Genomic DNA, 23,136 nt, shown 5'->3' with positions numbered 1-23,136 from the left:
CGCCAAGTCGCCGACGATCGTCCCGATTCACCGGCACCGGGCCGGTGGCTTCGCAGTCAACGACTCAATTGGCTTAGCGTATCGTAGCCGAGCCGCTTCTCAAACTGGCAACCGATGAACCATTCCTTGGTTTCTTCCTCGCGGACATTGCGAACCACAGCCCGCGTGCGGACTCCCTTGCGGGAGAACTGCCCGCAGAGTTCCATCTCGAACTCCTCGCCGATCGTCATCGGTTTGCTGACGATGACCGCCGCTCCGTCCTGGGAAACATCGACGATCTTCGCCTTGATTTCGGGCCCTGTTCCCCAACGTCCCATGCGGCAAAGGGCGATCCCTTTGGCCGTGCGCCGTTTGTAGGCGCGACGAACTTCGCCGTCGGTCTTCTTCTTTTCGCCGCCACTTGTTTCATCCATCGCAGGCACCTCCCGACGCCGACATGCTTGGCAACTGCCGGGTTCCCACACGGCAGATCGGCGCCTAATTCCGGCACAGTGAACGTCCGCGGATGAATCGTCTCATCCATCTTGTAGAGCTGAGAGTGAGTCCCAACGTAGGCTGGGCTCAGTGACTTGAGCGGCCGCGAAGCGCGATTTTCTTCCACCGCAAAGTCTAAGGGTTTCAGTAAGAGTGGATCAATAGGTTCAATCGTCCATTTCCCGAGAAGTCGATCGAGTTGGTATGAATTGGACGGAACGATTCCTCCAGGCCGAACCATTGAAGCGGGGCCCGACCGCTCTATGCCATCCGGAGAGATCGAAACGATTCTGACGAGGGCTGCGATGATCGAGTGGGTCTTTCTTGATGTCGGCAGCGTCATCTACAACGACGCGCCCCAAACGTACGCGGTCTTTCGGCACTACTTCGACGCGATTCGGCGGGTTCAGCCTGACTACAGTTTCAACCAACTGCTCGCCGATCGGGAGCAACTCGTCCGCCAGCAGCAGATCTGGGTGCTGCACAAGATCGCTTCGCGTTGGCTGCCGAAGGAGGAGGTCGATCGGCTCTACTGGGACCTTCGCGAAGAACTCCTCCCCAAGTTCGACAATGTCCACCTTCCGATGGTGGGGCTGGCCGAGACACTTGGTGACTTGCGGCGGGAGTACCGTTTGGGGGTCATCGCGAATCAGCCCGCGGAGTGCCGGGCGAGTCTGGATCGTCGGGGGATGCTCGAGCTGTTCGAGATCGTGGGCATCAGCGAGGAGCTTAATCTCTTCAAGCCTGATCCCGAGCTTTACCGGTGGGCGATCGAGCGATCGGGCGTCGACCCGGCGCGGGCGGTGATGATCGGCGACCGGATCGACAACGACGTGCTGCCGGCGCGGTCGCTGGGCATGCGGACGATCCTGTACCGATCCGATCCTCGTCGCGAGTGGAATCCGGCCGACGCGGAAGCGCAGGCGTTCCTTCAATCTTGGGAGCGAACGCCTATTTTTCCGGTAGGGGACGAGACGAACGCTCCCGATGAGGTCGCCGGAGCGATGGCGGCGTTGCCGGAACTGATTTGCTCGATGACGTGAGACGCCAGCCCGCCGACAATTGGTCCTCCGTCGGTTGTTCGCTAGCCAATTGCAACCGCCTCCACTGGCCCTATAACGCCCGGACGAGACGGATTTTGCTGTACGTCGGTTCGAAGTCGGAACGATGGGGATCAGTTCCGGGACGGACCCGTCGGCGCACGGAGCCGAGCAGTTTCGACTTTCACCTTCTTTTGAAAGGATGGTCATGGCATTCGAACAGGCACCTTTGCCCTACGACTACAACGCACTCGAGCCGAACATCGATGCGCGCACGATGGAGATCCACTACTCCAAGCACCACGCCGGCTACGTGGCGAAGCTCAACGGCGCGCTGGAGAAGGCTCCCGAGTTGGCGAGCAAGTCGATCGAGAACCTTCTTGGATCGCTCGACAGCGTTCCCGAAGGAATTCGCACCGCGGTTCGCAACAACGGTGGCGGTCACGCCAACCACACGCTCTTCTGGCAGATCATGGGCCCCGGCAAGGGCGGCACTCCCAGCGGCGAACTGGGTGACGCGATCACCAGCACCTTCGGCGGGTTCGACAAGTTCAAGGAAGAGTTCGCCAACGCCGCGGCGACCCGTTTCGGCAGCGGCTGGGCGTGGCTCATCGTCGATGGGGGCAAGTTGGCGATCACCAGCACGCCCAACCAGGACACGCCGTTGATGGAAGGCAAGACTCCCATCCTCGGACTCGACGTCTGGGAGCACGCTTACTACTTGCTCTACCAGAACAAGCGTCCCGACTACATCGCGGCGTTCTGGAACGTCGTCAACTGGGACAAAGTCAGCGAACTCTTCGCCGCCGCGAAGTAGTTCGTTCGAATCAGTCAAATGGTGAAGGGCGATCCGGATGGGTCGCCCGGTCAAATGGTGAAGGGCGATCCGGATGGGTCGCCCGGTCAAATGGTGAAGGGCGATCCGGATGGGTCGCCCGGTCAAATGGTGAAGGGCGATCCGGATGGGTCGCCCTTTGTCGTTGGCAGCGAGAACCCACGACGCACGAAGTCTCGGTTGTCGCCGGGCCGCTGGGCCGAGTATAGTTCAGGAAGAGCTTGTTGACGGCGTTGGGGCCATCTCCGCATGTGGGGTCGGAATCGGACGCTCGGATCCTGGCTCGATGAGTTCTAGACCGATTCCACTCGAGATAGGCGAACCGATGACCCGAAAAGCCGCCAAATCGACCGTCGTGGCCTTCAAGGTGGAGGACGAACTGGCCGATTTCCTCGATCGCTTGCCCAACAAGAGCGAATTCATCCGCCGGGCGATCTACTCCCAACTCGGCGTCGCGTGCCCCCTGTGTCTTGGCACGGGAAGCGTTGCGAAGGAGACCCACGACCGATTCGAGAAGTTCCTCGAGCACTGGACCGTCGAGGAGTGCAAGGACTGCGGCGATCAGTTCCCTATTCCCAAAAACCTCAACGAAGCCTCCGCGAGCCTGACACGGCAACACCTTGAGGCCTTCTTCGACAGCGACGAGCACAACCATTCGCTCGCTTGCGATCACGGTCATGAGAGCGACACGGCGTCCAACTAGGCTCCGGCCCGACACCTCCGGTGTTTGGCGAGGTCCTGGCTTGAGTTTGCGCTCGCGGGTCGACCTCATGCTGCCCGAATGGGGCTCTCGCGCCTGTTTTGCGTTGGAGCCCCCCTGGTTCTTCCGCGTATCATGGGTGGTTCGGGCCAACCGTTTGACGCCTTCTCCTCGACGGCCGGCATCACACCCGTGATCCCGGACAGCTCAGCGGCCGTGCTCCCCAGATGGAGTTCCCCGACGAAAGATTGGAACAGTGTGCGGGCCCAGGTTCAATTCCCAGGTCCGTTTAGAGAGGAATCGTGTCGGTGAATCAGTTGCGACGCCAGGCCTATGTCTTCCTGGCCGTGATCCTCACGCTGGTCGGTGGCTTCCTGGGATGGCTGGGGTGGCAGTGGTTCGACTCGCTACCCGCCGGTCTCGATGCGACTTACGCCGGGACCGATTCGTGCATCAAGTGCCATCAAACCCAATACGACAAGTGGCGCGGCTCGCATCACGACTTGGCGATGCAAGAGGCGACCGAAGAGACGGTGCTCGGCAATTTCACCGATCAAACCGTGGAGATCGCGGGCTCCAAGGCTCGTTTCTTCATGAAGGATGGTCGGCATGTCGTCGAAACCGAAGGCCCCGGCGGCGCCACCGATGTCTTCTCGATTCCCTTCACGTTCGGCGTCGAGCCGCTTCAGCAGTATCTTGTGGAATTCCCCGAGGGCCGGCTACAGGTGCTTCCGTTTGCCTGGGACACCGGCGAGGAGAAGTGGATCCACCTGACGAGCGATCAAGGGCTCGACGAGAAGGACTGGCTCTACTGGTGCAACGGCGGCATGGCGTGGAATCATCAGTGCGCCGATTGCCATTCGACCGATCTTCAGAAGAACTTCGATCCCGCCAGCGGCAGCTATCATACCACCTTCAACGAGGTCAACGTCGGCTGTGAAGCCTGCCACGGCCCGGGGAGTCTCCATCTCGAGATCGTCGATCGCGGCCGGGTCTTTTGGGATCGCCGCTACGGGACAGGACTGGCGAACCTCAAGAGTAAGAACACCCAGGTCCAGATCGACACCTGCGGCAAGTGCCACGCGCGCCGCCAAGTCCTCCGCCCCGGATTCACGCCCGGCGATTCCTTCCTCGACTACTACATGCCCGAACTGTTCGACACCGAGTCCTACTATCCCGACGGCCAGATTCTCGAGGAAGACTACGTCTACGGGTCGTTCCATCTCAGCTTGATGTACCACAAGGGCGTCAAGTGCACCGACTGCCACGATCCGCATAGCACCAAACTGCTCGCCCAGGGCAACGCGCTGTGCATCCGGTGCCATCAAGCGGGCAAGTACGATACTCCCGCTCACACGCACCACCTCGCTGGCAGCAAAGGAGCTCTTTGCGTCGAGTGCCACATGCCGGAGACGACCTACATGATGGTCGATCCGCGGCGCGACCACGCGTTTCGCATTCCGCGCCCAGACCTGACGATGAAACTCGGCATTCCCAACGCCTGCAATCGCTGTCACGACGACAAGGATGCCGAGTGGTCCCAGAAGTACGTGACCGAGTGGTACGGGACCAAACCGAAGCCGCTGCGCATCGACTTCGCCGAGACGATCGCCGCCGGCCGTCAGGGGTTGCCCGAGGGTCGCGCTTCGCTGCTGAAGATCGTTCGCGATCAGCATTTGCCAAGCTACCTGCGGGCGAGCGCCCTGTCCCTCTTGCAGCGGTATCCGCCCGATGAGGAGATCTACCGGGTCGCGACGTGGGCGCTCGACGACGAGCATCCACTCGTGCGGGCCTTGGGAGTGCGTTTGCTTACCGATGAGTCGATGCCGCTACCGAGCGTCCGGCTTTCGCCGTCCGAACGCATCGAACGGGTCAATCACGAGCGCGTCGCGGCAATGGCGGCTTTGCTCAGCGACGAGAGCTTTGTCGTGCGGTGTGAAGCGGCACGGGCGCTCGCGCGGATTCCGCGGCAATCGATCCCCGAGGACAAGCTCGAGGCGTTCGACGAAGCGCTCGCCGCCCTTGAGGAGGGCCTTCAGGAATCACGCGATATCCCGTTGGGCAACGTCTCGATCGGGAGCATCGCGTTTGCCCAAGGCGATTTGGAGAAGGCGGAGACCTACTACAAGAAGGCCTTGGAACAAGATCCCGGATTGGTCGTGGCGTACGAATTGCTGGGACGGCTCCACATCAACGCCGATCGCGCCGACGCGGCGATCGAGACCTATCGGGATCAGGTCGCTCGGATCGACGCCGATCTCGCTCGCGAGGACAAACGCCCGACGCCCAACACACACATCAAGGACGCGTACCGAAACTCCTTGCTCGACGCTCACTACCGCTTGGGGATGTTGTTGGCCGACGATCCAAAGCATCTCGAGGAGTCGTTGGGACACTTCGAGAAAGCCCTCGAGATTGAGCCAGCGGCCGCGTCGATCCGGATCGAGTTGGGGATGATGCTCCTCGGCATGCAGCGGCTCCCAGAAGCGGAGCGTCACTTGCGAGCTGCCTACGAAGTCGACCCGAACCGTCCGGATCTACTTTGGGCGCTCGCGAACATCTATCTCCGCAAGGGCGATTTAGAGACCTCCCGCTCGCTTTTGCGGCGACTTCTCGAACTCCAGCCGGGCCACCAAGGGGCGATGCAACTGCTCGGCCAACTCCGTCAAGCCGCCCTGCAGCAGGACTCGCGCTAGTGCACTGCTCCAGCGAGACTCTTGGGTGCCATGCCCACGACGAGCGTGGACATGGCACCCGGAATTGTGGAACAGGGCGACCGGAAGGGCGAAACGTGACACTCGGAAGCGATGGGACCCATCCGAAGCTCGCGTTTGAGCGTTTCGAAGTACGTGCCGGAAGTCTTGATCCACGAAGAGGTAAGGGGCAGGACCGCTCTAGACCTTCCGACCCGCGAAACCGGAAGATTTTCGTTTTCTTCTCCAGTTTGCGCTCTTTCGCACTCTTGATTTAACGGAGCAACTTCTCAACGATGGGAAGGAGACGACGGCAGTCCTTTAAACGGTTCCTCAAAAATCAAAAGGAGAAAGAACATGCGAAATTGGTTGTTTGCCCTGGTGGGTAGCGTGGCGTTGGGAACGTGCACGGCTCAGGCTGGCGAGATGCCCTGCTTGGAGTGTGCCGCTCCGATCACCATGGAACAGGCTTGCTGCGACTTTAAGTGCCTTGAGCCCGGCAAGTACGAAGTCACCATGATTCACCCGCACACCTGCTGCCCGGTGAAGGTTTGCTTCTGTCTGCCTTGCGGCTGCTACGAGCTCAAGTGCAGCGATTGCCTCGGCACGAAGATGACCTTCAAGTACCCGGGTCTCTTCAATGATGTCGTGGTGAAATTCAAGAAGGATGGATCGGTCGTCGTGAAGGGCTAAGCACTAGCTCCTCGATCAACCGACCGAGTGACGACCCCCTCTCCAGCGCGGGGGTCGTCTCTTTTTCTTGCGGTGATCCCCATCTATTCTCTCGTTGCCGAAGGAATCCCGGGTTGTCGTCGATCCACGCTTGCCGTGGGCAAGCGGCATAGGCCCTTGATCAACGGACTACTGGAGAGTGGAACGTTCGTTCCATGAATTCGCCCATTGTTGCGGGATCTGACCGAGTCACAGGTGTTTCGCGCATGCCCACGGCGAGCGTGGGCATTGCACCCAAGAGTCTCTGGAGGAATGACCGAGAGTCATTTGGGATGAGTTAACCGACCAGGACATCAGTCGCCACGGAGCCGAAGTCCCAGCTCGGTGAGCTTCTCGCGCACTTCGGTCAACGAGGTGACGCCGAAGTTCTTGCACTCGAGCAATTCGTCTCCCGTGTGACTCATCAAGTCACCAATCGTTCCTATTCCCAGACGATTCATGCACTTGCGAGCACGGACCGAGAGGTTGAGGTCGGAAATCGGCCGTTCGAAGTGAGCCTGCTGCTGCGGACCGTAGTCGTCCGGATTGAACGAGGGATGCGTCCGCTTGGGCGTTTGCTCGGCGGCTTGTCCCAGACGTAGGCCCTTCACGGTCAGCATCTGCTTTATCTCGGTCAGCGAGGTCTCGCCGAAGTTCTTACTGGCGAGAAGCTGCTGCTCGGTGCAGCGGATGAGATCCCCGAGGCGACGAATGTTCATCTTCTCGAGGCAGTTGCGGCTGCGAACGGAGAGTTCGAAGTCGGTCACCGGAATGTCGAGCACCGCGTTGTAGCGATCGCTGCGACGCTCGGCGTCCTCGTCGAAGCCCTCCATCCGGGACGCCATCGAGTCGCGAAGAAAGAGCCGCGCCCGCGAGTGATCGGGATAGACCCGCAACACCTGCTCGTAGCAGAAGGTCGCGTTTTCGAAGTCGCCGACGTCCTCGTAGAGGATCCCAAGGTTGACCAGCGTGCCGACGCGGGCGGGAGGGACCTGCAAGCAGCGCTCGTAAAGGCTGATCGCCTCCTCGTCGTTGCCGTTTCGGTCGTTGGCGAAGGCGAGTTGAAAGAGGGCTCCGCCGTGCATCGCGTCCGATTCGACCGCCTTCTCGAAGTAGGGGATTGACTCTTGGTCGCGGCCGAGCGCCTGCAGGAGCGAGCCGTACTGGAATAGGTACTCCGCGGTTCCCTTGACGTAGTCCTCGAGGGACTCGAGTAGCGCAAGGGCTTCTTCGTACTTGCCCGTTCCGCGTAGGGCGGCCGCCTTGTGGAGCTGCACCTCGGTCTGGGCGTAGCCCGCCTTACCGGCGGAGTCGAGCGCCTTGATCGCGTCGGCGTAGCGAGCCAGTTCGTTGAGCGCCAGACCGAAGTAGTACTGGCCGAGCGGGCCCTTCACCTCCGAGAGGTGGGTCGCGGCGCGTTCCATGCGTCCGAGGAAGTACTGGCAAACGCCGGCTTTGAGCAACTGCCGTTCGCGGTCTCCCTTGCCGTCGGCGAGGTTCCGTTCGATGGCCGCCACCGCGTCCTTGAGGGACTGGTACTGCTTTGGCGACTCCGCGAGGGCCGTTCGCAGTTGCTGAACGACACCGGCGTCCATGTCTTCACGCTCAAGCAACAAGGCCGTCAGGTTAATCAACGGTAGCTCTGACATCGCGGTCGTTTCGCTCCCTTCAGCGACAAACGTTCAGTCCGACATGCTCCGGTTCGCCAAGAGGTGCCGTCGTCGACTGACGGCGGCGAAAACGCTTCGTTGCTCGAACGACGCGCGTCCGCGATTTTCCCCTTCGCGAGCATCTATGGTCGATGGTGGCTAGCTGGCCTGCTTCTCTTGACAGTCTGCTAGGTGATGTCGGTTTGGATGACTCCGCCTCGCGAAAGTCATGTCGTCGCGGGTGGCTCCGTGGGACTGGTGTTCGCCCAACTCCGCCCGGCGCGTCGACGAGATTCCCTGCGCGAGAAACTGCAAACCAAGAGGATATCAATATGGCGCGGTGCCCGGCAAGTCTCGTTCCAACGCGAGAGATTCGCCGATCCGTTTTCCCTGTTCGGCGACCGCTCCAACCTCCCGACTTCTACTGGGTTGGCTGCCGGACCCGAGCCGTGAGTCGGCGGATCGCCACCATGACCGCAAGCACCAGCACCGAAATGAGCCCGATCGTCATCGCTCGGTAGTCCCGCAACGTCTTCACAAGCCCCGCCACCACCGTCTCGGCGGGACGGGCCAGCGCCAGCACGACATACTCGTTGGGGCGTTGCTCGTTGAGGGTGACTTTCACGCCATAGACGATGCTCTCCAATCGCGGAGAGTAGGGGACCGCGACGCTCGTCAGTTTCGGGTTCGCGCTAGGCCCGATGAGTTGGGCCAGCTCGGGATAGAACCGCGAGATCGGCTGCGACACCAAACTCTTCTCCTGCGACGTCGTCATGCTGGTCATCGCGTCGAGGATCTTCCCGTCCGCGTTGACCAAGTAGAGGTTCCCAATTCGTTCGGTCGGATCGGTCGGATCGTGCAGCAGCACCGCCGAGAGCGTCGTCACCGCTAGCACGCCGAGATGGCGGCGATTGTCCATCACCGGGCTGACGTAGAGCACATTCTCCTTCCCCAATTCGTCCGAAGGGATAATCGACCCGTCGACCTCGGCCGCGTGCAGGGATTGCGCCATCTCGAGCAGCGTCTGGTCGGAGGGAAGTTGCGCGAGTGCTTGCTTCCTCTTGCCATCCAGTTCGGACCGAGCGAGCCGAATCGAGCCCGCGCTCGGTTGGTCCTGCGAGGGAACCAACGCGATGACTCGGGAAGCCTGAATTCGTTGCAGCGAGCGTTGCAGCAGTGCCGTGACTTCGCCGCGAGAGGCTTCCTGGTCGCTGGAGCCCGACAAGTAGCCGGTCACTTCTTTGCGCTCGGAGAGTTCCCGGAGACTTTTTCGCACCTCACCGGCCGCTTCGACGAGGGAGTCACCCAATTCGCGACAGACCCAACTCATGTTCTGGAGCTGCAAGTCGGTCAACTGACTGCGAGCGACCCAGCCGTACGCCGCGAAGAGGTTGACGGTCACGAACGCGACCAACAGGACCACGATGATCGCCTGCGAGATCCCTTGATGGCGCGACGCCCAGCGAACCAGCCGTTTGCCCCACCCATCGCGAATGACGGAGACCTCTTCGCCGGCCATCCAACGACGAATGTCCTCGGCGAGATCCCTGACGCGCGGGTAGCGATCTTCCGGATTCAGCGCGAGGGCCTTGGCGCAAATCGCGTCGAGGGCCTTGGGGACGCGGGCATTGACTTGGCGAGCTCGCTTGGGCGCCTCGTTGGCGATTCGGTTGAGAAACCGAGATACCCGCTCCGATTGGGTACGCTGCCAAGGGGGACGTCCCGTGAGCAATTCGAAGAGGATGGCGCCCAAACCGAAGACGTCGGTCGTCGTCTCGACGAGGTTTGAGCGCCCGGCGGCCTGTTCGGGAGCCATATACAACGGGCTGCCGATGATCGCACCATCATGGGTGAACTTCGGGTCGCCGATCGGCTCGGAGCCCTCCGCCGACGAAGGGCTTGAGGGATCGGGCGTCGCGGTGATCTTCGCGAGCCCCCAGTCCAAGACGTAGACTTCGCCGTAGCTCCCGGTCATCACGTTGTCGGGCTTGAGGTCGCGATGGATCACGCCGCGCGCGTGGGCGTAGTCAATGGTGTCGCAGATCGAAAGAAAATCGTTCAGCAGACGAGCTCGAGCGATTGACTTCTCGTTGGATTCATCCTTTTCGTGATGTTCCTTGATGAGCTGGCCGAAGGTCATGCCGGAGATCCGTTGCATGACGTAGAAGGGCATGAACGTCGTCGGTTCGATCCCCATCTGGTGAACCGACGCGATCCCAGGGTGTTCGAGCTGGGCGACGACCATCGCTTCGCGGAGAAATCGCTCGCGGGCACCGGGATGATTGCCGACGTTCGCCTTCAGTTCCTTGATCGCGACTTTGCGCAGGAACTGCTCGTCGCGCGCCAGCCAGACCCGTCCCAGTCCTCCCTCGCCAATCGTGCGTTCGCAGCGATAGCGGGAACCGGTGTGGGCCCAGCGACTGGGAATGTCGGTCGCTTCGGAGGCTTTCCGTTGCAGCAACTCGCGAAGCGCCTCGTTCTCGAGCTTCTCGAGCGCCTTGGCGACGGTCCGTTCGACCCGCTTGCCGAGCGAGTCGTCATGGCTCGGCGGCAATTGGGTGGTCTCGGCGACGACGTGGCGAAAGGCTTCCCACTCATGCTCGTCGATCACTCCTTGCCAGACGAGGATCTGGGGTAGGAGCGTCGCGGGATTGATCTGGGCGAGCGTCAGCGCTTCGTGAACTTGGGCTTCGGTGAGGATCCCACGGCAGAGAGCCGCCGCGAGGAAGAGCCGTTCCTCGTCGCGGAGTGTCTGATGCTGTCCCCCCACCACGACGGGATGGACGGAGGACTCCCATGCCGCGGAGTGCTCCGAACTCATTCAAGCACGTCCTTCCACCGCTGCACCGACTCATCCGAGGCCGGCGGCGTTGGGTCGTTCTCGGCGAGGGGCTTGTGGAGATCGCCGCCGACGCTGCCCGGTTCGAGCCAGCCGCTCCACGACGAAGCGAGCAACGACTGCGTCGACGACGCCGAGAGCGTTCTGGGGTCGACGCCGGTGGCGCTGAAGGAATCACGAACCCAGCGGCTCCATTGCTCGGCTTGCTGGGCGAAGGCCGCTTCCGTCTGCCCGGCGGCGGGTTGATCCGGTCGCGACGCGAGTCCGGACGACATCGTGCTCATCACCGAATAGGCCCAATCGCTGAACTCCGGCGCGACCTCGGGGCCAGGGCGATCCGCGTAGCGTGCTTGCAATCGCTCGCGCATCGTCTCGCCGAACTTCTCGTCGATGAGGGGAGGCTCCGCCTCGGCGGGCTTGGGAGGGTTCGCCGCGAGTCGATCGGCCTCTTCCTTGATGCGATTGGCCTCCGCGAGATTGTTCCTCGCCTCGTCGATCATTCCTTGGAGTTGGCCCTGAGCCTCCTCTCGCATCCCTTCGAACTCGGCGGTCTGTTCGAAGACCTTCCGGGTCAGGGCTTGAGCCAAGTCGCGGAGGTCGCCCTTCGGCAACTTCTCGATCGCCGACTCGATGTCGCCACGATGGGAGTTCAACTGGGCAAGCGCTTCGCGGAGTTCTTCGAGCTTGGGTACTTCCATTGCTGTCACGTTCCCGCTATTCGTGGTGATTCGGTTGATGGTCGTCGGCCGCCCAAGGGACCATGTTGTCGGCAATCCGCTTGCCGAGGTCCAAGAGCTGGGCATAGCCGAACTCGAGGCCTTCATCCATCGCTTCGGTGACGGACAAGAAGACCGCGGCGCACGAGAGCGATCGTGCCTGCCGATCGGCAACGGTGTTGGCTCCGGGAGGTGCCGGCTCCAGGATTCCGGCCGCGGCGGCGGCGTGCAACGCGCAACCGGCCGCCGTTTCGGTCGTGTACTCTTGGGCGACGGTGTGAGCGACCATGTGATGTTTGGCCGTCGGATGGCGGACCCAGCTCCAGGTAACCTGAAGCGCTTTGTCCTCCTCCGCGGTCGGCTTGTTGTCGCAGGCCGCCTCCGCCGCCAACAGTCCCCACCAGACGGCGGTCCGCGAAGGGAGCGTCTTGATGAACGCCTCGATCTCGTCGGCGACTTTCATCGGGTCATCTAGCGCGACGGTGTCCAAGTGGTTGTCCTTTGCAGCCGAGGGACTGGTAAGTGTACCGAAGTAGCGGCGTACCTTCGTGTTGCCCTTGATCGTTACATCGTGACGTTGGTTTGTGGGGACTTCAAATTGATGGCCGCGAGAGCCTCGAGGTTGATGTTGACGGCCTTCATCGTGATATTTTGCTTGGAAATAGAGATTGTCGAAGTTCCCACCTGGATCTTGATCGACGGACCCGTCAAGGTGATTGTGCTTCGATTGCTTGATACTCCCGTGTCGATGATCACTTCTTTGCCGTGATGCAGGCTGGCGCGGAATTGGTCAATCTTCAAGCTTGCCGGTCTCTCTGGGTTCAGCCCCTTTCTTGCTCCGAATGTCAACGCCCCTGTTGACGATGTCGTGATTTCCACCTTGTCGTCGCCGTTGACGATGAGATTTCCGTCCTCGACGATCGTGGGCGCTGTCACGAAGGCGGTCTTGGTCGCGTGGAGAAGGATGTCGCCCATTTTCGCGTTTCGGCCGTCATGTGCAGAGAGAACGACACGTTCCGCCGCCGTTTCGAAGGTGCCATCCAAGTACTTGTGAAGTCCGGATCCCAAGTCTGTGCTCTTCTCCATTTCTTTCTCGTCTTCGACAAGTTGCTCGAGGACTTCCTTCGCCGACTTCGCGGCATTTTGCAACTCGGCGTTCCACGGGGAAGCAACGGCCAAAGACTGGGCTCGCTTCAGATAGGCCTTCGCGATCGCGATGGACCTCTTGGTCGCCGACAGCGCCACGTTCGCCTTCGCCCATTTTGTCTCAAAGATGCCAGCGACGATGTCAAGCGGGATGGCGGCATACTTGACCACGTCGGCGATGGGGTTCACCCCGATGTCATAGCCCATCGGAATCCATGGCATCAGCAACGACAGCGAGCGCGTCATCGCGTAGATATTCGACCACACCGTCGGTACCGCGCGGCGGTGACTGTGGTATTCGAACGTACTGCCATTGTGACGGACAATGGTGTCGGTCGGGCCAAAGTGGAAGGTGCTTCGTGATCCCATGGTGAACTGTGACGTTCCAAAGGGATTGACTCCTCGACTGACGTTCAGCACCTTTGCCGACCGAACTCCCAACAGCTCACCGAGATACAGAGGTTCAATCACGAATAGTTCGTGGCCTCCCATGTTGGCGGACGTGTACCAACCCATGGTGGAATCGGTATTGAACCCACCCGTCATGTTGGTTCGACTACCAAATGGCAGCCCTAGAGAGTCTTGCACCTTCATCTCTACCTCGCCCCAACGGTTGGAAAGAGGAGCGGAGGAGTTCGACGACGGTGTCGATCGTGTCACCTCCCGAGACTGGGGGGACGCCGCGGAGCTTGATCCATTGGCTTGCTGATCACTCCGCCCGTTCGTTCCGGAACTCGACGAGCCGGTCTCCGTTCCGGTCGCGTTGTCCTTGATGGTGTACGTCTGCATGGGGAAACCACCGACGACGTTGACCGAGCTGGCGCCCGCATACGAGCGGACCGTCGAAGTTGCCGCGATGGTGCATTCGTTCTTCGACGCTAAAAAGAGCTCGTTCTGGGCGCGGAGGCTGGCGCTTTCCTTGCCCTTGTCATCGTTGAGCAACAACCCGTTGAAGTTGTCGTGCTCGTCGCCCTGGACCGTCTTGCTCTTCAGGACGAATTTGTTGCGGTTGGCGGGCACCGAGAGATCCAGCGGCGGCTCTTGCCGGGTGTCCCAGAGACTGCCGACGACGACGGGACGTTCCATCTCGCCGTTGATGAAGTCGACCATCACCCGCTGACCGATGCGGGGAAGAGTGAAGAGACCGTAGTGGTGTCCCGACCACTCGTGGCGGACGGGAACCCACGTCGAGGTCGGCTCGTCCCCCGGATACTCGGCGCCGAGGAATGCGACCTTCACTTCGCCCAAGATGTTGGTGTCGATCTCCGCTCCCTGGGTTCCGATCACCGTCGCGGTCAAGGGGCCACGAGGGCGCCGCCGATGCTGCCGTCGGGTGGGGCGAAAGGCCTGTTCGGTCGATTGGCAGGTGAAACGATTCGAGTAACCCGTCTTCTCCTGCCCTTTGCCGAGGGAGATCCCGTGATACTCGCCCTGACGAACCTGGTGTTCGACGCGGGTGACGAAATAGCTCCCATCAGCGTGCGGATGGCCGTTCATCGTCACGTGCGATCCGGCCGCGACGAGGGCGAGATCCGACGTGGCGCTGGCGAGGCTCGCGTCGCGCCGAGCTTCCTCGAGTCGGCGGACCGAGAGCGATTCCCCGATCTGCACCGCGGACGCCACGGCGCCATTACCCCCAAGCAGCGCCTCGCTGCCCACGCGCGACCCGATGCTCGCGGGATACTCCCGATACTCGCCGATACCGAGCCGATCCTCCGGCGCGAAGGAGAGCGCTCGCGTCGCCTCGTGGGCCTGTTCGGGTTCGTGGGCGGTACAGTGATCGCCGAGCCGGACCTTCGTGGGCCGGAGACGCCGCGACCGGCGCCACGAGGAGATCGCGCCGTGGGTTTGGAGGGCGTAGGGGGCGTCGATCGGTTCCCGAGCGAGTCGGGAGTCGTCCGCGAAGACGATCGTGTGACGTCCCTTGGTGTGGCGGAAGCTGAAGTAGATTCCCTCTTCGTCGAGAATCCGACGGAGGAAGTCGCAGTCGGACTCGTCGAATTGCACCCGCAACGCGTGCTTCGGATAGGTGTCACCCAGTTGGCTCAAGTCGAAGTCGAGATCGGTGTAGAGCTTGCGATAGTGCTCGATCACTTCTTTGATCGTCTTGTCGACGAAGACCATGAAGCGGCGGTTGAGGGTCGCGGTCCAGAGCGCGGGGACGACGCGGAGCTTGAAGCGGTCGAACCGTTCGTCTTGGCCCACATCCTCGATCTCGCTGACGACACCGTGGATCAATCGCGGGGCGTCGGGAGTGTTGGATTTGAGCGTGATCGTCAGAGGCCGGCCGATGACGTCTTCGAAGTCCAATCCCCGCTTGGTGGCGTGTTGTCCGTCCTGGTCCTCGACGTCGTATTCGAACTGGTCGCGGTCGCGGCCTCGGTCGATCACCGCCTCGACGTCGAAGCGGTAGAGTTCGCTGAGCGCCTCGTCTCCATCCAGTGCCACCGCACACAGAACGTCCTGGTCGAGCGGCGGAATACCACGCCCGGCGTGATCAAAGTCCAGGCGAACAAACTGACCTTGCTGAGAGGTGGAGGTATCCGACGCGCTGGCCATGGCTCATCCTTGTCTAGGTGGAACACTAGCATTGTGATCATCGTGAGCTGACCGCCTCCCGACAACACCTCTTCTGTTCAGAGTGGAAAAAGTTTTCCGACGCCAAAGGGAGGCGTGACGCACGGCCACGCGATTTGTCGCTCGGGGAGGAGCAGGTCGAAACTTGACTCTTGGGAGAAAGTGGATGGCGGTGGTGGGGAGAGAATGGTCAAGAAAACAACGAGGGGTGTCCCAAGCCGGGCACCCCTTCGTTTGGTTCGCTCATGGACGAGTGGTTCGTCAGCCGACGATCGCGAGGATGTCGTCCTCGGTCATGATCAACAGATCGTCTCCACCGACGTTGATCTCGGTTCCCGCGTAGCTGGAAAAGATGACGCGATCACCCTTCTTGATTTGGAAGGCCAGTCGTTCGCCGTTCTCGAGTCGCTTCCCATCGCCCACGGAGAGGACCTCGCCTTCGCGGGGCTTCTCTTTCGCGGCTTCGGGAAGGACGATGCCTCCGGCGGTCGTCGACTCGGCTTCAAGACGCTTAACGACGACCTTCTCGTTCAAAGGCACGATCTTCAACGTTGTATCTCCTCTATGACGAAGTTCCCCGTGGATGTTTACGACACATCGGTTGCTGATCAAGCAGTGTGGTAGGTCGTTTCCAAGGCATTTCGCACCGCTCCGGTCACCTGCTCGCGCGTGACCGGCTTGGTCAGGAGCGAGTAGACGGACAGGGATCGAGCGCGCTCGCGCAGTTCGCTGGTGTCGTCGGCCGTCAACATGATGGCGGGCAAGGTCGTTCGCGTCCGGCGTACGATCTCGAGCATTTCGATACCCGTCAGTTCGGGCATGTGCATGTCGAGCAATAGGCAGTGGACGATGCGAACTTGGACGATCTCAAGCGCTTCGCGCCCATCGGACGCCAAAATCGTCCGGTAACCCTTGGGCTCGAGGATCGCTTGGAGAGTACTCCGGTGGGCGTCGTCATCGTCGGCGATGAGTAGGGAGTAAGGCTCAACGTTGCTCTTCACCGCGCCTTCCTCGTTTGGCACGCACCGACCACTAGAAGTCAACCAACCACCTCGGCCGGCTCTGGGGCGAGGCATCGCCTCGCGGATGGAGGCTCCTCGCACTGCGCGGACGACCACCATGCTCCAACTCGGCAATAATCGTGCCGAAACCGGACACAGTGCCTCATGTCGTCCGATTGACTTAAGTGTCTCCGATAGAATGGAATGCGTCAATTGAGATAGCCGGGACACCAATCGAGCTGCGGAAAAACCTGCCAGTTCTTCACGATTGTTTTTCATCCAGTGCCATTTTGGCGGTTTCACGGCGAATTGGGGAGAAGGGGAGGCTGTCGCGACAACTCCGGTTTCCCCTCGGCTCCGGGGGGGGCCATGTCCCACGCTCGCGTGGGCATGCAAAGTGGATCCCACGCTCGCGTGGGCATGCAAAGTGGATCCCACGCTCGCGTGGGCATGCAAAGAGGATCCCACGCTCGCGTGGGCATGCAAAGAGGATCCCACGTTTTTGGGGGTATTCAGAAGGCATGTCGTGGTCCGTCAAGACCTGAGTGTCAGGCTTGAGGGTTCCCCCTCTCCCCGGGGGAGAGGGGTTAGGGGTGAGGGGGGCCCATTTGCGAATCACCCTTGATTCACCGAGCCCGAATCTCCCTCACCCGGCTCACTGCGTTCGCCGACCTCTCCCCAAGGAAAGGGAGGAATTCCTGACGCTCGGTGCTAGACCGACCAGTAGGTCAGGCCATTGCCTGACAGGTGCGACTAGCTCGTCTCGGGCCAGATCTGGTCGGGGTTGAAGTCCTCGTCGCTGAGGGTGGGGTTTTCGACGAAACGGTCGATGCGGAAGTACTCGACCAACTTGCCGCCGGAGTCGACGGCCTCGACCAGGACGACTTGGCCCGTCTCCAGATCGCAATAGTATTTGCGGACGCCACCATGATCGAATCCGGGTTCGACGCCCGGAGGAATGAGGTGGTTGACTTGCTGAAGGGGATTGGGCCACTCCTTGATCGACGCGGGACCGACGTACTCGACGCGTCCCAAGGTTTCGTTCCCTTGGTCGAGGGCGTCAATCTTCTCCTGGAGTCGGCCGATCATGATGTCCATCCCGCTCTCGGTGATGGAGTAGCGACTGCGGCCTCGCGCCATGATCCCGTTGGGATCGAGCGTCATGCGTCGGCCTCGGAAGATGAAGTCACCCCGTCCCCCGAGGACGATGAGCTGGCCTTCGCGCTGGCCATCGACCCAAACGCACTGCCGTCCTTCATTTTCGTCGTTAAGCCAACGAAAGTGGACGCTGCGCGGCTCCTGACGAAGGTTCATGACCATGACTTCGCGCGGTTGCAAACGACCGCGAACCCGTTCCTGTCGTGTCACGCGGCAGGTGTACTTCGGATGTTTTTGGGCGAACTCAACCGCTCGAGCGGTGACGCGTTTGGCTTGCGCCAGGTTCCACTCGGGGCCCGTCGGTTCCGTCGACTTGACGGGCGTAACGACGGATGGTTGGTTAACTTCGCTTGTTGTAATGGTTTGCGGTGATTTCTTCTCTTGGGCGACCGCGGCTTTCGCGGACGGCATCGTCAGCGGGGTGACCTCGGTGGCGACCAGTGCGGGGCGCTCCTCGCCGACCTTGATGGGGGGTGTTTGAGGAGGCTGCGGGTTTTGGGGGGGTCGCGTGGCGACCGCTGGACGATGTCTCGACGCGCTGCGACGCGACTGCTTTGTTTGGGAGCAGCCCGGCAGCGCGATCGACGCCAGGAGAATGCCAGTAAAGATCGCCGACGATCGCAACGACACAACTCTCTCGACTGGAAGGCTTTGTGGGGAAAGTCGCTCACGGCCTTTTCGATGGACCTCGGTCCGTGCATAACAGGATCTCAAGTGGTTGCCTAGCGAAGTTTTCACAAATGGCCTTCGTGGTCTGGTGCCGACTTCCCCCACCGTTACGTGTTTCAAGGAGATTGAGGATGGAATCGAAGGCGAAAATTGCGGGTATTTACGTTCCTTTGGCGATTCCGCTCCTCGATGACGGCTCGGTCAACGAGCCCGAACTGCGACGATACGTTAACTGGCTGATCGAGCAGGGGATCGACGGACTCTTTCTGAATGGTTCGACGGGAGAGTACATCCGTTTCACCGGCGAGGAACGTCGTCAGGTGGCGCGCCTGATTACGTCGGAAGTTGATGGAAAAGTGCAGGTAATTGCGGGATTGGGGGACGAAAACGCTCAGAATTGTGTCGAATCGTGCAAGTTTTACGCTGATTTGGGCGTTCGAGCGGCGGCCTTGATCGCGCCGACCTATTTCATTCATCGGCAGGAGACGATCTTCGCTTATCTCGCCGAGGTTGCCAAAAGCAGTCCCGTCGACGTCACCGTCTACAACATTCCTTTCTTTGCCAACCGCATCGGGGTCGAGACGGTCAAAAAACTGGTCGAGGAGTTCCCCAACGTCGTCGGAATCAAGGACTCCAGCGGCGACATCGCCCACATGCAGCGGATGATGGACGCGGTTTTGCCGATCCGGCCCGACTTCGCCTTTATTACCGGGATGGAGACGACCCTCTTTCCGATGATCGTCGCGGGTTGCAATGGCGGGATCCACGCGACCGCGGGAGTGGTGCCCAAGCTCGTCAAGACCGTCTACGAGAAGGCCAACGCCGGCGATTTCGATGCTGCCCGCAAGGCCCAGTACCGCATCTTGCGGATCTTCGACCCGATGATGAACTCCCTCGATTTCCCCGAAGGCTTCCGGCGCGGCATCGCCCTCCGGGGCTTCGACATGCGGCGTGGGCGAATTCCTGCCGGGGTCGACGAGGCGGAGAAGGCCGGCAAGCTCGAAGCGGTGCTCAACCGCGAGTTCAAGGAACTCGAGGAACTCGGGTTGCTTGGCTAGTTTGGGGAGGGAAAAGTCGCGAGTAGCCGTTGATTCCCGGAAACGATTCGCGACGATGAAGTCGGCAAATTGTCACGACGTTGGAAGACCTTGGAGAGAGAACGATGGTTCACGTCCCGTCGGCTGTCTTGATCGCGGCCCTTTCCCTACTCGCGGCCGAGAAGACCGAAGCCGAACCGGCATCCGAGAAGGGCTTCGTCCCCCTCTTCGACGGCAAGTCGCTTGACGGCTGGAGGAACCCCTACAAGTGGGGCGAAGCCTGGGCCGAGGACGGCGAGATTCGCCTCAAAGCCAACAAGAAGTTCTTCCTGCTTACGAAGAAGCCCTATGGCGATTTTATCTTCGAAGCCGAAGTGATGGTTCCCGAGGGCAAGGCGAACTCCGGCTTCATGGTGCGAGCCAATCACGCTCCCAACAAGGTTTGGGGCTACCAGGCCGAAGTCGACCCGTCAGAACGACGCTGGGCCGGTGGGCTCTACGATGAGGGCCGCCGCCAGTGGCTCAACCCCCTCAAAAATAACCCCGAAGCCCAAGCCGCCTTCAACCGGACGCAGTGGAACAAGTACCGCATCGAGGCGATCGGCGACAGCCTGAAGTTCTACGTCAACGGCGTGCTGACGACCGACTACGTCGACGCGATGGACATCGAGGGTCCGGTCGGCATCCAGCACCACGGCGAGAAGGGGCAGGTCTACCGCTTCCGCAACCTCAAGATCAAGGATCTCGGCAAACGCAAGTGGATCCCGATCTTCAACGGCGAGAACCTCGACGGCTGGCACGCGACGCCGGGCGGGGAGTGGACCGTCAAGGATGGCATCCTCGTCGGCACCCACGAGGAGTCCGACAAGCGCTATGGACTCCTATACAGTGACGCGACGTTTAAGGACTTCACGGTCCGTTTCAAGTTCCGCGCGCTTCAAGGAGACAGCGGCTTCTACTTTCGCGCGCTGCCGGCGAAGGATGACGCTGGAATCAAAGGCTACCAGGTCGAGATTGATCCCCGTAAGGCGGTGGGGGGACTTTGGGAATCGGGTGGGCGCAAGTGGGTCTACGAGCCGACGCCCGAGTTGGTCGCTCAGTGGAACAAACCGGGCAACTGGAACGAGTTGGTCGTCAGCGCCCACGGCCGTCGTATCGCGGTGACGGTCAATGGTCATCAGACGGTCGATCTCAAGGACGACCCCGGCCGCCTCGACGGCCACTTCGGCCTCCAACTCCACGGCGGTCAAGATGTCCGCGTCGAGTTCAAGGACTTCGAGATCCTCTCCGACGCGACAAAGTAGCCGCCCCTCCCCAACACCTCTCGTCGATCTTCTCGAGTGCCGACACTCTTGGGTGCCCCGATAGGTTCACGCAAGCGTGGGGATGCAACGAGGCCCACTGTCTCACCTCGGCCTTCGATTTCACCTTCTGTTGACGACTCTTGGGTAGCCCCGGTTGCTGTGCTACCGGGGCGGCGCAGCCGCTGGAGGTCTCGGGCGAAGGTCCACATTGGGACGAACGGTTTCTTTCGGGTGGAGGTTTCTTTCGCGACCTCCTGCCGACTTCGTCGGCCCAGGTTGAATCAACCTGGGCTACCCGGTCACCTCGGCCTTCGATTTCACCTTCTGTTGACGACTCTTGGGTAGCCCCGGTTGCTGTGCTACCGGGGCGGCGCAGCCGCTGGAGGTCTCGGGCGAAGGTCCACATTGGGACGAACGGTCTCTTTCGGGTGGAGGTTTCTTTCGCGACCTCCTGCGTCGCCATCCAACGGTGTTTCAACGGAGGACGGGTTGGCACGTTTTCGAGGTGGATGTTGTCTCGAAACCGCTAGAGCAACTCTCTTTCCGGATCGATGTCTCCGAGAGCGATTTCCTCAAGGGGGATCCCGAAGGCATGGGCTTGGGATTGCATGAGGGACACGATCTCGTGGTAGGCCATGAGGTAGCTGATGTCGTGCGAGCTTTCTTGAGCCGCGAAGCGGCTGTGGTCAGTAGCCAGGGGTGGCAACCCCTGGAAAGGATGGCGGTCCATTGACGAAGCCCCGAAGGGGCGCCGGTCGTTCTTCGCGACTGCTGCGTTGATGACCTCCTTCGCTGATTCTCCGGAAATGGCATTCCCTTCGGTCGTGGTATTGAAAGGGTTTGCAGGACTGCGAATAGTCCGTTCAACATCCGGTGGGAAACACTCGAGGTTGGATAGCCCCTTCCGGGGTTTGCGTTGGGCGCGCCGGTCAACCGGGGACGCGTTTCGTGCACGGTGGGATAGACATCGATTGCGGTACGGCGGTGTCACTCATTCGATGATTGCAGGGCGCGGTGGAGGGTGGAGAAGAGCGTGCGGACGTCGATCGGCTTGGTGACGACGGTATCGCAGCCCGCTTCGAGACAAGTGTCGTGATCGGTCGTGCTCGCGGCGGCCGTCAGTGCGATGATCGGGAAAGTGAAGCCCCGGCGGCGTAGCTCGCGCGTCGTCTCGTAGCCGTCGAGCACCGGCATCAACATGTCCAGGATGACCAAATCGGCTCGCGGCTGCTCGGGTGTTCCGATCACCTCGAGGACCGCGGCTCCGTCGTCCACCATCGTGATCTCGGCCGCGGTTGGGGAGAGGAGACGTTCGAGCAGGAAGCGATTGGCGCGAATGTCATCCGCGGCGACGATGCGCTTGCCCGCCAGATCGACCGGTTGGGAGACGTCGCTGTCGCTAGTGGCCTCTTGCGGCCCGGAACGAACGACTCGCGGGGCCTCGAGGCTGGCGGTGAACGCCGTTCCGCGCTCGCTGGTCGATTCGAGCCGCAGATCGCCACCCATCATGCGCGCCAGTTGATGCGAGATGGCGAGCCCCAGTCCCGCGCCGGACCGTTTGCGTTCGGAGTTCAAGCCGCCCTGTTTGAACGGCGTGAAGAGGTTGGGGATCATCTCCTCGGGGATGCCGGGCCCGGTGTCGGTGACGCCGAGTTCCAGCATTTCGGTCCCCGCGTCCCACGTGACTTTCGCTAGGACCGAACCGCTGTCGGTGAACTTGATCGCGTTGCCGATGAGATTGACGAGGATCTGCCGAAAACGCATCGCGTCCGCCCGAACCGCGGGGGGCGTCGAGAGGTCCAAGTCGACGTCGACGCGAATGCCTTTGTCGGTCGCGCGTTTGCTCAGCAGCGAGATCGTCGTTCGCACCAGTTTGCGCGGATCGAACTCGGTGGGGTCGAGTTCGAGCGTCCCCGCTTCAACCTTCGCGATGTCGATCAAGTCGTTGAGAAGCTCCTCGAGATGTTCGCCGCTACCGATGACGGTTCGCAGCATCTCTTCCCGCTGCGGACAGTCGAGATCCTGTTCGAGCAGCCGACAGAACCCCAAGATCGCCGTCAGTGGCGTCCGAAGTTCGTGGCTGATCAAGGCGAGGAACTGCGACTTGGCGCGGTCGGCGCGTGCCGCTTTGTCGGACGCTTCCGAGGCTCGACGTTCGCTCTCGACCACTTGCTGCAGCAACTTGTGACGTTCGATGGCGTTCTGAGCAATCCGAGAGACGATCGAACTGCTCGCTTCCAGCTTGGTGAAGAAGTCCTGGACACCCCGGCGAAGCGATTCGAGGCCTTGGAACATCGTGGGAAGACTTCCGGTTAGCACGATGATCGGCACCGGCGGCACGTCGCGACCCCGCAAGAGTTTGTCGACGAAGTCATTCGCGTTCATGTCGGGCAAGCGAAAGTCGAGGAACACCAGATCGATCGAACTGGATTGCTCCTCGAGGATGCGCAGTCCCTGGTCGCCGGTCGCCGCTTCGAGGATTCGGTAGCGCACCTGAGGATCTTGGCGCAGAGCGATCGCCACCGACTCGCGGTCTTCGGCGAAGTCGTCGACAATGAGTATGGTTCGATCCTTCATGAGCGATCCT

The 23,136-nt window shown here is 61.1% G+C and carries 17 protein-coding genes; 7 read left to right on the top strand and 10 right to left on the bottom strand.

Going from position 1 to position 23,136, the window contains the following annotated elements:
- Positions 1-56 precede the first annotated feature (56 nt).
- Complete coding sequence (locus Pan216_RS17435) at positions 57-413, bottom strand: PilZ domain-containing protein (protein ID WP_145259796.1); 357 nt, start codon at positions 411-413, stop codon at positions 57-59.
- A gap of 366 nt (positions 414-779) precedes the next feature.
- Between Pan216_RS17435 and Pan216_RS17430 the strand changes: the two genes are divergently transcribed.
- The 5 genes from Pan216_RS17430 (at position 780) to Pan216_RS17410 (ending at position 6,435) form a co-directional block, all read left to right on the top strand.
- The gene (locus tag Pan216_RS17430) at positions 780-1,517 is read left to right on the top strand and encodes an HAD family hydrolase (RefSeq protein WP_419192658.1); all 738 of its coding nucleotides are present in this window, start codon (positions 780-782) and stop codon (positions 1,515-1,517) included.
- A gap of 205 nt (positions 1,518-1,722) precedes the next feature.
- Entirely contained in the window at positions 1,723-2,331 is a 609-nt protein-coding gene (locus tag Pan216_RS17425) for a superoxide dismutase (protein WP_145259792.1), read from the top strand.
- 343 nt (positions 2,332-2,674) lie between these two features.
- Positions 2,675-3,052: a ribbon-helix-helix domain-containing protein gene (locus tag Pan216_RS17420; RefSeq protein WP_145259790.1), complete on the top strand. Its 378-nt coding sequence runs from the start codon at positions 2,675-2,677 to the stop codon at positions 3,050-3,052.
- Between the two features lie 305 nt (positions 3,053-3,357).
- Complete coding sequence (locus Pan216_RS17415; RefSeq protein ID WP_145259788.1) at positions 3,358-5,745, top strand: tetratricopeptide repeat protein; 2,388 nt, start codon at positions 3,358-3,360, stop codon at positions 5,743-5,745.
- Positions 5,746-6,099: 354 nt separating this feature from the next.
- Positions 6,100-6,435: a hypothetical protein gene (locus Pan216_RS17410; RefSeq protein WP_145259787.1), complete on the top strand. Its 336-nt coding sequence runs from the start codon at positions 6,100-6,102 to the stop codon at positions 6,433-6,435.
- Positions 6,436-6,767: 332 nt separating this feature from the next.
- Here Pan216_RS17410 and Pan216_RS17405 read toward each other — a convergent pair whose 3' ends face one another.
- From Pan216_RS17405 to Pan216_RS17370, 8 genes are all read right to left on the bottom strand, one after another.
- On the bottom strand, positions 6,768-8,102 hold the full coding sequence (locus tag Pan216_RS17405; protein WP_145259785.1) for a DNA-directed RNA polymerase subunit alpha C-terminal domain-containing protein: 1,335 nt from the start codon (positions 8,100-8,102) through the stop codon (positions 6,768-6,770).
- Positions 8,103-8,523: 421 nt separating this feature from the next.
- Positions 8,524-10,923, bottom strand: a complete 2,400-nt coding sequence (locus Pan216_RS17400) for a serine/threonine-protein kinase (protein ID WP_145259783.1) — start codon at positions 10,921-10,923, stop codon at positions 8,524-8,526.
- Positions 10,920-11,639: a hypothetical protein gene (locus tag Pan216_RS17395; protein ID WP_145259781.1), complete on the bottom strand. Its 720-nt coding sequence runs from the start codon at positions 11,637-11,639 to the stop codon at positions 10,920-10,922. The genes Pan216_RS17400 and Pan216_RS17395 overlap by 4 nt, the downstream gene beginning before the upstream one ends.
- Before the next feature lie 16 nt (positions 11,640-11,655).
- Positions 11,656-12,147 carry a DUF6931 family protein gene (locus Pan216_RS17390; protein ID WP_145259779.1) on the bottom strand — a complete coding sequence of 164 codons (492 nt, stop codon included), beginning with the start codon at positions 12,145-12,147 and terminating at the stop codon, positions 11,656-11,658.
- A 74-nt stretch (positions 12,148-12,221) separates the two neighbouring features.
- The gene (locus Pan216_RS17385) at positions 12,222-15,362 is read right to left on the bottom strand and encodes a type VI secretion system Vgr family protein (protein ID WP_145259777.1); all 3,141 of its coding nucleotides are present in this window, start codon (positions 15,360-15,362) and stop codon (positions 12,222-12,224) included.
- Between the two features lie 279 nt (positions 15,363-15,641).
- The gene (locus Pan216_RS17380) at positions 15,642-15,929 is read right to left on the bottom strand and encodes a co-chaperone GroES (protein WP_145259775.1); all 288 of its coding nucleotides are present in this window, start codon (positions 15,927-15,929) and stop codon (positions 15,642-15,644) included.
- Positions 15,930-15,988: 59 nt separating this feature from the next.
- Positions 15,989-16,381 (bottom strand): response regulator, encoded by a 393-nt coding sequence (locus Pan216_RS28465; protein ID WP_419192657.1) that lies wholly within the window; start codon positions 16,379-16,381, stop codon positions 15,989-15,991.
- Positions 16,382-17,134: 753 nt separating this feature from the next.
- The gene (locus Pan216_RS17370) at positions 17,135-18,163 is read right to left on the bottom strand and encodes a DUF1571 domain-containing protein (RefSeq protein WP_145259772.1); all 1,029 of its coding nucleotides are present in this window, start codon (positions 18,161-18,163) and stop codon (positions 17,135-17,137) included.
- A gap of 176 nt (positions 18,164-18,339) precedes the next feature.
- Between Pan216_RS17370 and Pan216_RS17365 the strand changes: the two genes are divergently transcribed.
- On the top strand, positions 18,340-19,266 hold the full coding sequence (locus Pan216_RS17365; protein ID WP_419192656.1) for a dihydrodipicolinate synthase family protein: 927 nt from the start codon (positions 18,340-18,342) through the stop codon (positions 19,264-19,266).
- Between the two features lie 104 nt (positions 19,267-19,370).
- Entirely contained in the window at positions 19,371-20,549 is a 1,179-nt protein-coding gene (locus Pan216_RS17360) for a 3-keto-disaccharide hydrolase (RefSeq protein WP_145259768.1), read from the top strand.
- A gap of 987 nt (positions 20,550-21,536) precedes the next feature.
- Here Pan216_RS17360 and Pan216_RS17355 read toward each other — a convergent pair.
- A complete protein-coding gene (locus tag Pan216_RS17355) occupies positions 21,537-23,126 on the bottom strand; it encodes a hybrid sensor histidine kinase/response regulator (protein WP_145259766.1) in 1,590 nt (529 codons plus the stop codon).
- Positions 23,127-23,136: the final 10 nt, after the last annotated feature.

Origin of the sequence: Kolteria novifilia (assembly GCA_007748055.1) — a bacterium.
Taxonomy (GTDB): Bacteria; Planctomycetota; Planctomycetia; order Kolteriales; family Kolteriaceae; genus Kolteria; species Kolteria novifilia.
This window is presented reverse-complemented; position numbering and strand designations above follow the sequence as displayed.

Excerpts from the sequence above, each read along its gene's own strand:
- Pan216_RS17430 (WP_419192658.1), top strand. The coding sequence starts at position 780 with ATGATCGAGTGGGTCTTTCTTGATGTCGGCAGCGTCATCTACAACGAC.
- Pan216_RS17435 (WP_145259796.1), bottom strand. The coding sequence starts at position 413 with ATGGATGAAACAAGTGGCGGCGAAAAGAAGAAGACCGACGGCGAAGTT.
- Pan216_RS17405 (WP_145259785.1), bottom strand. The coding sequence starts at position 8,102 with ATGTCAGAGCTACCGTTGATTAACCTGACGGCCTTGTTGCTTGAGCGT.
- Pan216_RS17410 (WP_145259787.1), top strand. The coding sequence starts at position 6,100 with ATGCGAAATTGGTTGTTTGCCCTGGTGGGTAGCGTGGCGTTGGGAACG.
- Pan216_RS17365 (WP_419192656.1), top strand. The coding sequence starts at position 18,340 with ATGGAATCGAAGGCGAAAATTGCGGGTATTTACGTTCCTTTGGCGATT.
- Pan216_RS17360 (WP_145259768.1), top strand. The coding sequence starts at position 19,371 with ATGGTTCACGTCCCGTCGGCTGTCTTGATCGCGGCCCTTTCCCTACTC.
- Pan216_RS17425 (WP_145259792.1), top strand. The coding sequence starts at position 1,723 with ATGGCATTCGAACAGGCACCTTTGCCCTACGACTACAACGCACTCGAG.
- Pan216_RS17355 (WP_145259766.1), bottom strand. The coding sequence starts at position 23,126 with ATGAAGGATCGAACCATACTCATTGTCGACGACTTCGCCGAAGACCGC.
- Pan216_RS17400 (WP_145259783.1), bottom strand. The coding sequence starts at position 10,923 with ATGAGTTCGGAGCACTCCGCGGCATGGGAGTCCTCCGTCCATCCCGTC.
- Pan216_RS17420 (WP_145259790.1), top strand. The coding sequence starts at position 2,675 with ATGACCCGAAAAGCCGCCAAATCGACCGTCGTGGCCTTCAAGGTGGAG.
- Pan216_RS17385 (WP_145259777.1), bottom strand. The coding sequence starts at position 15,362 with ATGGCCAGCGCGTCGGATACCTCCACCTCTCAGCAAGGTCAGTTTGTT.
- Pan216_RS17395 (WP_145259781.1), bottom strand. The coding sequence starts at position 11,639 with ATGGAAGTACCCAAGCTCGAAGAACTCCGCGAAGCGCTTGCCCAGTTG.